Source organism: Paenibacillus sp. FSL H7-0942, assembly GCF_045040715.1.
Taxonomy (GTDB): Bacteria; Bacillota; Bacilli; order Paenibacillales; family Paenibacillaceae; genus Paenibacillus; species Paenibacillus amylolyticus.
Genome location: NZ_CP150279.1, coordinates 1,885,463 through 1,896,777 on the forward strand (window position 1 = coordinate 1,885,463; position 11,315 = coordinate 1,896,777).

8 protein-coding genes are annotated in these 11,315 nt (G+C 47.7%); 7 read left to right on the forward strand and 1 reads right to left on the reverse strand.

What is annotated here, in order from left to right:
• Positions 1 to 10: 10 nt before the first annotated feature.
• A complete protein-coding gene (locus MHI48_RS08600) occupies positions 11 to 1,189 on the forward strand; it encodes a DUF4272 domain-containing protein (RefSeq protein WP_076327090.1) in 1,179 nt (392 codons plus the stop codon).
• Positions 1,190 to 1,374: 185 nt separating this feature from the next.
• On the opposite strand, the gene MHI48_RS08605 is transcribed toward MHI48_RS08600, so the two are convergent.
• Positions 1,375 to 2,415 carry a LacI family DNA-binding transcriptional regulator gene (locus tag MHI48_RS08605; RefSeq protein WP_235193769.1) on the reverse strand — a complete coding sequence of 347 codons (1,041 nt, stop codon included), beginning with the start codon at positions 2,413 to 2,415 and terminating at the stop codon, positions 1,375 to 1,377.
• Between the two features lie 527 nt (positions 2,416 to 2,942).
• Between MHI48_RS08605 and MHI48_RS08610 the strand changes: the two genes are divergently transcribed.
• From MHI48_RS08610 to MHI48_RS08635, 6 genes are all read left to right on the forward strand, one after another.
• The gene (locus MHI48_RS08610; protein WP_076327397.1) at positions 2,943 to 4,322 is read left to right on the forward strand and encodes an ABC transporter substrate-binding protein; all 1,380 of its coding nucleotides are present in this window, start codon (positions 2,943 to 2,945) and stop codon (positions 4,320 to 4,322) included.
• A 125-nt stretch (positions 4,323 to 4,447) separates the two neighbouring features.
• Positions 4,448 to 7,375 carry an extracellular solute-binding protein gene (locus tag MHI48_RS08615; RefSeq protein WP_076327089.1) on the forward strand — a complete coding sequence of 976 codons (2,928 nt, stop codon included), beginning with the start codon at positions 4,448 to 4,450 and terminating at the stop codon, positions 7,373 to 7,375.
• A gap of 75 nt (positions 7,376 to 7,450) precedes the next feature.
• The gene (locus MHI48_RS08620) at positions 7,451 to 8,362 is read left to right on the forward strand and encodes a carbohydrate ABC transporter permease (RefSeq protein WP_076327396.1); all 912 of its coding nucleotides are present in this window, start codon (positions 7,451 to 7,453) and stop codon (positions 8,360 to 8,362) included.
• A gap of 2 nt (positions 8,363 to 8,364) precedes the next feature.
• Positions 8,365 to 9,228: a carbohydrate ABC transporter permease gene (locus MHI48_RS08625; RefSeq protein ID WP_017689719.1), complete on the forward strand. Its 864-nt coding sequence runs from the start codon at positions 8,365 to 8,367 to the stop codon at positions 9,226 to 9,228.
• Positions 9,229 to 9,239: 11 nt separating this feature from the next.
• On the forward strand, positions 9,240 to 10,706 hold the full coding sequence (locus tag MHI48_RS08630; RefSeq protein ID WP_076327088.1) for an NHL repeat-containing protein: 1,467 nt from the start codon (positions 9,240 to 9,242) through the stop codon (positions 10,704 to 10,706).
• The gene (locus tag MHI48_RS08635) at positions 10,687 to 11,307 is read left to right on the forward strand and encodes a YIP1 family protein (RefSeq protein ID WP_074094245.1); all 621 of its coding nucleotides are present in this window, start codon (positions 10,687 to 10,689) and stop codon (positions 11,305 to 11,307) included. The genes MHI48_RS08630 and MHI48_RS08635 overlap by 20 nt, the downstream gene beginning before the upstream one ends.
• Positions 11,308 to 11,315 lie beyond the last annotated feature (8 nt).

The following is an 11,315-nucleotide window of genomic DNA, read 5'->3' on the forward strand; positions in this document are numbered from 1 at the left end:
GGTGAACTTCATGAGGAATTGTGCGATATATAGCTCTCAGTTTGACCTGGATCAGCTGTTTGAATTGATTCAATCCATTTATCCTGAGGGTACGATTGAACGCCGGGAAGACAAGACCCATATTCAAGTGACTCAGAAAAAATGGCTCAGTAAGAAAACCAAAGGCTTTAATATCATGACCAGCCAGACACATCCTGAGGAATTTACGACAATGATTCAGGGGATGCTTGGATTTTTGAGTCAGATTGAGGGGCGCAATGCTTCGCTCCAGGAAAAGGTATTGATCAAATGTTCCACATTGAACATGGTGGTTGGTATTGAGACGGAAGAGGATATCTCGGAGGAATTCTTCGGCGAGTTATTGCGGTTGGCTGATGCGCTGGATGCCGTTATCTTCTGGGGAGGTGGATCTCTGCTGAATGCACAAGGTCAGCTATTGCTGGATGTGAATGGAGAATCTGAGGTGGAGGATTACACGGTGACAGCGCACACCAGTTTCCTTGACGGTAACAGACCGCAGTCGGAGTCTGGCATTCAACGTAAAGCACGTTCAGAGCAATTGTTGACTGAACAAGGCATTCCGTATAATGCGAACTTGCCCGCAAGGGCCGGAGATGAGCACACCACGATTCGGAGTAAAGAGGAAGTCGCGCGCCGTGCGGTTGCCCTATGTCTTGCCGCGCTTAAAGGTGAGTGTCTGGGAGCAGGCGAAAGTGCGGATGATACCGCAGCGTTGGTTCAGGAAGTGATCGACAAGTATGAGGCTGACTCCTTTTTCTCACCCGTAGAGAAGAGGTTTATCGACCAGCACGGAGCAGAGCAGCAGGAGATTATTTCCTTCTCCTGGGGATATGAAGCGTACCACGTAATGTTGTGGGCGCTTGGTTATGTGAAGGAACTAGGTGCACCAACGGAGTTATGTAACGTAGGGAAGGATGTCGGTTATTTGCAGCAGAAGGATAGTTTTACCGACTTTCTCTCCGATGCATCTCTGCGTAACAAAAGCGAGATTCTGGATGAAGCAGATCTGATCTACCGTTATAACTGGGTATGCGTGGATAGTCGTGTGAATGACAAAACACCTCCAGCTGGCCTGAATGGTGGAGTGGCTTATGAACGTCACCGTGCATTGAACTGGCTGATCTGTTATCTGGATCTGGCGTGGGATGATGTGCGTACAGATACGTAGAACGGGATGATGTGACGGCCTATTGTAAATAAACAATAAACATTACACAACATACAACAATACAAATACCCCTATAGCCGCACGAATACGGTTAAAGGGGTATTTGGTGTGCTGTTCTGTGTGGACATAAGCATTATTCCATATATGCTTATGTCCACACATATTCACCAACATGTATTATACTTTTACCCACTATGTCTGCCAAACTGTTCACGAATAATGACATCAGCAAGAATCAACTTTTTCTCGACGTTGCTCTCTGGATTCGCAATGCGCCATAACATCTGATCCACTGCACGCGCACCGAGCAACTCCTTGTTCACATTAACTGTAGCCAGTAATGGGATATTGTCGTATAGATTATCAAATCCCGTGACAACACACTGATCGGGTACACGAATACCCATACTCTCAAGGGCTTCTATGGTGTATAGCCCATAGAAATCATTCGCACATACAAACACTTCAGGTAAATTATCCTCACTGATCACCGAAGTGAACGTCTGGCGGAACTCATCCAATGCCTGATTACTCAGCTCGGGAATCTGATGTATTTCCATCCCATGGCCCATAAGCACAGAAGTGTATGCAATCCAGCGTTCATAGAAGCTATGAGCATCACCGATATTGCCAACAAACTGGAATGTTTTGAAACCCTTGCGGAGCAAATAGAGCATGATCTCACGCATGGATGCAAAGTTATCGGTGAATATGCTGTCACTGTGAAAAACAGGGTCCAGATGATCGACCATCACAACCGGAATACTGAGACGTTTGATTTCAAGCAGAATCGGGGTCGAGATAGAGCCAACGGTAATGATTCCACGAATGGCATCCGGGTTGAGCAGGGTAAATAGCTGGTCTGCTGAGGGTTCCGTTAAGGTCAGAATATTAATCCCTTTTTGGTTCAGCTTGGAAGAGATCCCGTTAAAGACGGGGCCCCAGTATACGGAGTCTTGATTTTGGTACCGAACATTGGGGAACAAAATCAAGATCGTTCCGCTTGAACGTGTGTTCTTTGGTTCCTGAAGTTCATGGCTGTTATACAGTTCACCAGACAACATGCTGTTATCTTTGAAATATCCAAGTTTGCCAGCGGCCTTGAGAATGACATCCCTCGTTTGATCGCTAACTCCCGATTTTCCAGACAAAGCTCGTGACACCGCGAATTTCGACAAACCCGTAAAATGTGCAATCTCCTGAATTGTTACCTTTGTCTTCATCATACCATCCTTACACTCGTAGTTCTGCCGTATTCCTTATTTGGAGCGATATCCAACGATTCTAGTATAGCATGATGTATTTCTCTTAATCTAATAACGGACAGAGAATTCAAAATGTTAGTAATACACAGTATTTTAGGATGAACGTTCAACGTGACGGTAAGCATATTTTCAGATAGAATGACGAATTTTGTCTGCTTAATTATTATTTTGTTATTTTATAAAAATAACAAAATAAACAAAGTTATAATCATAGCTTAATAAGCATGTACTTAGTGGACGTACTCATGAATAAGATAAAATACAGGATAATTTGAGCTTAATCAGCATTTTATCAGAGAAATTAGAAAATGTTAACAACAAAAATGTTGACGCTTACATTTTGCTGTGTTAAATTTTGTTTGTCAAAAGCAAACAAAGAAATAACAAATGGTGGTGATTTTTTATTTTCGATTGGTTGATGAATGGGGTTAATGATTTAGGGTAAACCATGATTGGTATACACATTCGGGGAGGTTGTTAAAATCATGATGAGAAGATGGAATGTTCTGCCTCTGATGTTATTGGCCGTGATGCTTTTTGTATCCGCTTGCAGTGGTGGGGGGACAGCGCAGACGGGGACCGAAGCAGAGGGAACAACGAACTCAGGTAACAGCACCGAAGTCGCTGAGACAGAAAAAGAAGGCGCAGTGGAAGAAGCGGTGGTTGATGTTCCTGATCTGGGTGGACGTGTCATCAAGGTCGCGGCCTGGTGGGACTTGAAACCGGCGGGAGAGACGGCCTCCGATAAGGCCAGACTTGATAAAATTGCAGAGGTCGAGAAGAAATACAACGTGAAACTGGAGTTTGTTAACGTACCTTTTGAAGAATACATGAACAAATTCACAACGTCTGCACTGGCTGGCGAACCGTTCGCCGACATCGTTCAGATGGAGTACAAATCCGCACTACCCGCCATCCTCAAAGGGCAACTATTGCCCATCTCCGAATTCACTACACCTGAGAATAACATCAACCAAGAGGCTAACCTGATTGCAAAATTTCCTGCCATTGCAGGCAACGAATACGCCTTCGAATCTCCAACCAGCATTGGTCTGGGACTTCACTATAACCGTGACTTGTTCAAAAAATTATCTTTGCCTGATCCTCAAGAACTTTATAACCAAGGTAAATGGGATTGGGATAAATTCATGGAACTTGCCAAACAGGCAACCAAAGATACCAATAACGACGGCAAAACTGACGTATACGGATTTTCTGGCTGGGCGCTTGATGTCGTTCGTCATTTTACCGCAGCCAATGGTGGAACAATCGTGGATGATACCAATAGCAAAGAAGGATTGTCTGATCCGAAAACGATTGAAGCTGCCGAATTTGTTAAACGCCTGTATAACGTGGAAAATGTCGTGAAGGTCAAAACCGGCGACAAAACCAATTGGGAGGAAAGCAATACGTTCAAAGATGGAGATGTAGCTCTTTTCACTGCTGCTGAATGGCAGTTGGGCGATCTCACCTTTGCGGTTGGTGTTGTGCCGATTCCGAACGGGCCACAGGGTAGCAAAGAGGTAACGTATGCAAACAACGCAGCATCAGCGAAGTTCATTCCTAAAGGTGTGGAAGATCCAAAGATCGTCTACCAAATCTATGAAGAGACCTTCGACATCCCGCAGATTGAAGAGTATCCAGGTCAAGATTATCTGGAGAGTCGTTATACCGACGAGAAGGATATTGCGATCATTCGCGAGCACATCGCCGGAACGGGCCGTATTTTGCTGGATGATGCCTACACGGGATACCCATTCGGGGATTATGTGAACGATATCATCAAAAACAATGCTTCCGTGACAGCAACAGCCGAGAAATACAAAGCACAGGCACAAGCCGCCATTGATAAACTCGGCAAACAATAACAACACTTATCACCAGCAAACGATTCAGGCAGGGGGCTCGTGTCGGCAATGTTGCACGGAGCCCCTTTTCCTGAACCACCAAATCGGCATTGCTGGCATCAGCCTTGATGAGGAGGACTCGTAGGATGGCTGGAATTCTACAACGTAAGACATGGATATTGTCCACAGTAATCATCGTGGCGGCAGCCTGCATCATTCTATATATAACTTCCGGCGCTGATGGAAAGAGTGCAAACATTCCACCTGGCAGTCTGCCTGCCATTGAAGTGGATGCAGTCTTGCAGCAGACCCGGCAGAAAAAGGGATACGAACAGTATCGATCCGGAACGGATCAGGCTACACAGCCGAATGTGGACATCACCATTGAAGCAGGAGATTACATAAAAGCCGAAGGTGAAGACGTCCGCAAACTGACTAATTATGAAGGAATGGATGGTGTATCCCTCCATACCGGAGAGACCGGACAAGTCGATTGGACGATTAATGTGCCGGAGACCGGGCTGTATAACCTGTCCGCAATCTATTTTCCCGTAGAAGGCAAGAGTTCGGCCATTGAGCGTGCATTGTACATTGATGGTGAACTTCCTTTTGCGGAAGCCGCCTATTTGCAGTTTGACCGGGTATGGGCGAATGAGAAAGATGTCGTTGAACAGGATAACCAAGGCAATGACCTTCGCCCGAGACAAGTGGAGCAACCACGCTGGCTGGAAGAAACGTTTCAGGACTCCGACGGGTACGAACAGACTCCATTCAAGTTTTATTTGGAAAAAGGGGAACACACGCTAACGCTAAAATCATCGCGTGAACCCATGGTGATTCGGTCCATTCGTCTTTTCAATGAGAAGACAGCTGTTCCTTACGCGGAGACTGCGGGTGCACAACAATCGGATTCTTCTGGACAGCCGAAGGATGTACTGATTCGCATTGAAGGAGAAGCCGCGATTGCCAAATCTTCACCTACGTTATACCCGACCAGCGAAAGGTCAAGTTCTGCTGTATCTCCTTATAGCGCTTCCCAGGTACGCATCAATACGATTGGCGGCTTTAACTGGCGTCTGCCAGGACAATGGATTGAATGGGAAGTGGATGTGCCGGAAAGTGGACTGTATCATATCGGTTTTACCGCTCAGCAGAATTTTGTCAAAGGCATCTATTCTACACGCAAACTGACCATCGATGGTGAAGTTCCGTTTGCAGAGATGGCGAAAGCACCTTTCCGTTATCAAAGTGACTATCGTATTGACGTGATGGGCGGCAAGGAAGCATACAAGTTTCACATGGAAAAAGGAAAACATGTGCTGCGGCTGGAGAACAGCCTCGGGGACTTCGCACCGCTTATCCGCAATGTGGAGGACAGTCTGTACAACTTGAACTCCATGTACCGACGTATTCTGATGATTACAGGCACCAAGCCTGATGAATTCCGTGATTACCGGGTGGAAAAACAGATTCCGAACCTGCTGGAAGTATTCAGCGGAGAAAGTAAACGTCTCAAGGACGTGGCCGCACAGCTTCGTCTTCTGTCAGGACAGTCCAGCGATCAGGAAGCACTGATTAAGACGATGGCGCTGCAACTGGACGAGATGATTGACAAGCCAGATACCATTCCAAGACGGCTTGCGGCTTATAAAACCAATACAGGCGGTCTCGGCACATGGGTGCAGCAGGCACGAGAGCAACCCCTTGAAATCGATGCACTGTACGTCACTTCGATTGACCGCGATATTCCTGGAACAGGTATGGGGCCACTTGCCAAGCTTGGTCATGAAGCGAAGATATTCTATCATTCGTTCTTCATTGATTATAACCAGATTGGTAATGTAGCTACATCTGAAGATCAGCGTACGGTAACAGTCTGGATTGGTAGCGGACGTGATCAGGCGAATACGATGAAAGCGATGATTGACAAGACCTTCACACCAGACAGTGGTATCAATGTCAATCTGAAGCTGGTGAATATGGGAACCTTGCTGCCAGCGACTTTGTCCGGTGAAGGACCGGATGTAGCGATGCAGATCGGCAATGATCTGCCGGTGAACTTTGCGATGCGGAACTCGGCTGTAGATCTGACGCAATTCAGTGATTATAGCACCGTGGAACAGGAGTTCAGGGAAAGTGCAATCGTGCCGTATGCCTATGATTCAGGCGTATATGCCCTGCCGGAAACGCAAACTTTTAACATGCTGTTTTATCGTAAAGACGTGCTCGAAGAACTCGGACTTGAAGTGCCTCAGAACTGGGAAGATGTCGAAGCTCTGCTCGCGATTCTGAGCAAAAATCATATGGAATTTGGTATGCCGATTGTGACCCAAGCGAATATGCAGGGTGTCAATATTCCGCCGAACTCTCAGTATGCCACGATGCTGCTTCAGAACGGCGGCGCCTTCTATCGTAACGATGACAAGGAGTCGGATCTGGATTCAAGGATCGGAATTGAGACGTTCAAGCAGTGGACGGAGTTTTATACCGATTACAAGTTAGAGCGGGAATATGATTTTGCCAACCGTTTCCGGACAGGACAGATGCCTATCGGACTAACGGATTACACCATGTACAACCAATTGTCCGTATTTGCACCGGAGATTCGCGGACTATGGGGATTCGTTCCTGTCCCGGGAACCGTTCAAGCAGATGGTACCTTGAATCGGGACGTACCGGGTGGAGGCAGCGCAGTCATGATGCTGGAGGATGCCAAGGATCAGGATGCGGCGTGGGAGTTCATGAAGTGGTGGACCAGCACACCGATTCAGGCGGAATTCGGACGGGAGATGGAAGGACTGATGGGTGCCGCTGCCCGTTATCCAACGGCCAACATCAAGGCGCTGGATTCCCTGCCGTGGCCTGCGGAGGATTACGCCAATCTCAAGGCACAATTCGAAACGGTGAAGGGCATTCCTGAAGTACCCGGTGGTTATTTTACAGGCCGCCATCTGTTCAATGCATTTTACAAAACCGTTGTTGGCCAAGTGGAAGCCAGGGAATCCATCATGGATTATACCCAATATATTCAGGACGAGATTCGAGTCAAACGTAATGAATTTGGTCTTCCGTAAGCAGAGGGAGGGTTAATCGTGCCACAAATATCACTCCGAGACGGACAAAACAGTCCTCCTGAGAAAGCGTCAAGGATGGGCATGAAATCGTGGTGGAGCTGGAAGATCCAGGAAATGAAGGCCAGCAAACATTCCTATGTTCTGCTTGCACCTTATATGCTCCTGTTCCTCATGTTTACCGTGATTCCGGTTGTCATCTCGATCATACTCAGCTTCACCTACTTTAACATGCTGGAATTCCCGCGTTTTATTGGCTGGCAGAACTACACTCGCCTGTTTCTGGAGGATGATGTATTCCTGATTGCAATCAAGAATACGTTGCTGTTTGCCATCATTACCGGGCCGATCAGTTATATTGCCTGTTTTGTCTTCGCGTGGATCATTAATGAGTTAACACCGAAATGGAGAGCGTTCATGACGCTGATCTTCTACGCGCCCTCCATCTCGGGCAATGTGTATTTTATCTGGCTGATGATTTTCTCGGGAGATCGTTATGGTATTGCCAATGGGCTGTTGATCAAATGGGGTTTTCTGCTGGAGCCAATCCAGTGGCTGAAGACGGAAGCCTACATTATGCCTATTCTCATTCTCGTGCAGCTATGGCTGAGTCTCGGAACGGGATTTCTGGCTTTTATCGCTGGTTTGCAGACGGTGGACCGGACATTGTACGAAGCGGGAGCGGTGGATGGGATCAAGAATCGCTGGCAGGAACTATGGTACATTACCCTGCCTTCGATGCGTCCACAGTTGATGTTCGGCGCAGTCATTCAGCTGACAACCTCGTTTGCCGTGGCCGATGTGTCGATCGCGCTGGCCGGGTTCCCAAGTGTGAACTATGCAGCAGAGACTGTGGTGACCCATTTGATCGACTTTGGTACTACGCGGTTTGAGATGGGGTATGCATCAGCAATTGCCACCGTGCTGTTCATGATTATGGTGGGCACCAACTTGCTGGTCCAGAAACTGCTTCGAAGGGTGGGAGAATAGCTATGGCTGCAATTGCGACAGGCAAAAAGCGGGTGAATCGCTCGCTATCGGGAAGCCTCTCCCTGTTTGCTCTTCTGCTCGTTTTTGGTGCCTTCATGGTGCTACCGTTGATCTATGCGATCAACAATGCATTTAAACCATTGGATGAGATTTTCACCTTTCCACCAACGCTGTTTGTCAAAAATCCCACGTTCAGCAACTTTACAGATCTGCTGAATCTGCTGAGTGACTCGTGGGTGCCGTTCTCACGTTATATATTCAACACGGTGTTTATAACAGGCATCGGTATCGTAGGCCATGTGCTGCTAGCTTCCGCAGCGGCGTACCCACTTGCCAAACACAAGTTTCCGGGCAAAGTATTCATGTTCCAAGTGGTCGTACTGTCACTGATGTTCACACCTGCGGTAACGGCAATTCCGAACTATATGATCATGTCATGGCTCGGATGGATCGACACGTACTGGGCCGTCATTATTCCGGCATTTGCCTATTCACTCGGGTTGTATCTGATGAAACAGTTCATGGAGCAGATCCCGGATGCACTGCTGGAAGCAGCCAAGATTGATGGCGCCAGTGAATACCGGATCTTCTGGTCCATTGTCATGCCCAATGTGAAGCCAGCCTGGCTTACATTGATCATTCTACTGTTTCAGATGTTATGGGGCAGTGATGGCAATGGGTACATCTACAGCGAGCAGCTCAAGACCCTGCATTATGCAGCAGGTCAGATTATTCAGGGCGGAATATCCCGGGCAGGAGCGGGTGCTGCGGTAGCACTGATTTTGATGAGTGTGCCGATCACGCTATTTATTTTCTCTCAGAGCCGAATCATTGAGACGATGGCGAGCTCGGGCATGAAGGATTAAGGGGGAACGATATGGCACGCACAGTGAAAAGATGGCTTGTTCTCCTGGCGGCAGTATCTCTGCTGCTGGTGAATGCCGTGCCTGCGGCGGCCTCCCCGGCGCCGTATGAGAGTTATAACTACAACTACTGGAAAGAGGCTGTACCTTCACCAGATGCCTATCTGCCCGAGCGTACTCTATCAGGTCGTGACCTCGGCATTAGTGAGTTCAAAGACCCCGGTGATGTGAACGTTTCTCCCTCCGGGTTGATCTACATTTTGGATAGCGGCAACAGCCGAATTGTTGTATTGGCCCCAGACTTTAAGCTGTTGCGCGTCATCGATGGATTCATGATGGATGGCAGCAAGGAGACCTTCAACCTTCCGGGCGGATTGTTCGTGGATGAGCAAGAACGCATATACGTCGCTGATACTGGCAACGGTCGTGTGGTTGTCCTGGATGGAGAAGGGACACTGATTCAAACCATCACGAAGCCCGAGTCGGATATCCTGTCGACCCAATTCCAGTTCCAGCCTTTGAAGCTGACGGTGGACCATGTAGGCCGAGTGTATGTTGTGGCGCAGGGGGTCTACGAAGGGATTATGCAGTTTGACGAGAGTGGGAAATTTATCGGATATGTCGGTACCAACAAAGTGGAGCGGGACTACGGCGAATATATCTGGCGCATGTTATCCACCAAAGCCCAGCGCGCACAGATGGTTCTCTTTGTTCCAACGGAGTTCTCCAATGCGGATATTGACCACAAAGGATTTGTGTATGCAACGAATATTGATCCCGGCTCAAATGAACCGATCAAAAGGCTGAATCCGTCTGGTGAAGATGTACTGAAGCGGTTTGGTTATTACGACGTCAAAGGCGATATCCGGTTCCGCAACAATCCGGGTCCATCCAAACTGATCGATGTGAAAGTGCTGGGCGACGGCATGTACAGTGTATTGGATGCGACACAGAATCGGGTGTTCACGTACGACGATGAAGGTCATCTGCTCTACATATACGGTGGTAAAGGAAATCAGGTGGGCACGCTCAAAACACCTGTCGCGATTGAACAATCGGGTGAGCACCACTTGGTTCTGGATCGGGGCAAGAATAACCTTGTTGTCTATGAGCCGACCCGTTTTGGTGCCCGTGTGAATGAAGCGGTGGTACTCCACTATCGGGGCGAGGACACGGAGGCCGTGAATATATGGAGAGAAGTGCTGAAGCTGAATGCCAACTATGACATCGCTTATATCGGTATCGGCAAGTCCTTATTAATGGAGAAGAAAAACGAGGAAGCGCTAGGTTACTTCGAACTTGGAATGGACCGCAAGAGTTATTCTGTCGCGTTCAAGAGGCATCGGCGGGAGATGATGAAAGAACATTTTGGTACATTCCTGACCGTTGCAATCGCGCTGATTGTCATTCTGATCCTGACCCGGGTAGCGGTTAAATGGAGACGGAGGAGGCAGGTTGATCGTGAAGCAGGATTTCATTAAGTTTCCGCTGCATCTCATTTTTCACCCCATTGATGCATTCTGGGACCTCAAGTCGGATAACCGGGGACGGCTGTTTGTTGCTTTTGCAGCATTGGCGCTTACCATTGTTATGATGGTTTTGCAAAAGCAGTACGCAGGATTTCTCGTTAATTACATCGATCCTCGTACGATTAATAGCATCATCGAAATCGCCACGGTTGCAGTACCTTTCTTTCTATGGTGCATGGCCAACTGGGCGGTAACAACTTTGATGGAAGGGGAAGGCAAGTTCAAGGAAATCGTTCTGGCGACAGGTTACTCGCTCATTCCGGTTATTCTGATCTATGCCCCAATGATCGTGATCAGCCGTTTTATGGTGCAGGAGGAGACTGCTTTTTATTATCTGTTCAATAGTATCGCGTTCTTCTGGTTTGTACTGCTTCTGTTCATTGGCATGATGACGGTACACCAGTACACGGTGATTAGAACAATCATTACGATGGTGCTGACACTCATTGTGATGGGCATTATTGTATTCCTTGGAGCACTGGTCTTTAGCATGCTGCAACAGCTGTACGAATTCGGTTATAACATTTACCGCGAGTTGATTTTTCGGACCTAAAGGAGGCG

What these genes read in the sequence shown, in the direction of transcription:
- MHI48_RS08600 (WP_076327090.1), top strand. Translation starts at nt 11, where the DNA reads ATGAGGAATTGTGCGATATATAGCTCTCAGTTTGACCTGGATCAGCTG.
- MHI48_RS08605 (WP_235193769.1), bottom strand. Translation starts at nt 2,415, where the DNA reads ATGATGAAGACAAAGGTAACAATTCAGGAGATTGCACATTTTACGGGT.
- MHI48_RS08610 (WP_076327397.1), top strand. Translation starts at nt 2,943, where the DNA reads ATGAGAAGATGGAATGTTCTGCCTCTGATGTTATTGGCCGTGATGCTT.
- MHI48_RS08615 (WP_076327089.1), top strand. Translation starts at nt 4,448, where the DNA reads ATGGCTGGAATTCTACAACGTAAGACATGGATATTGTCCACAGTAATC.
- MHI48_RS08620 (WP_076327396.1), top strand. Translation starts at nt 7,451, where the DNA reads ATGGGCATGAAATCGTGGTGGAGCTGGAAGATCCAGGAAATGAAGGCC.
- MHI48_RS08625 (WP_017689719.1), top strand. Translation starts at nt 8,365, where the DNA reads ATGGCTGCAATTGCGACAGGCAAAAAGCGGGTGAATCGCTCGCTATCG.
- MHI48_RS08630 (WP_076327088.1), top strand. Translation starts at nt 9,240, where the DNA reads ATGGCACGCACAGTGAAAAGATGGCTTGTTCTCCTGGCGGCAGTATCT.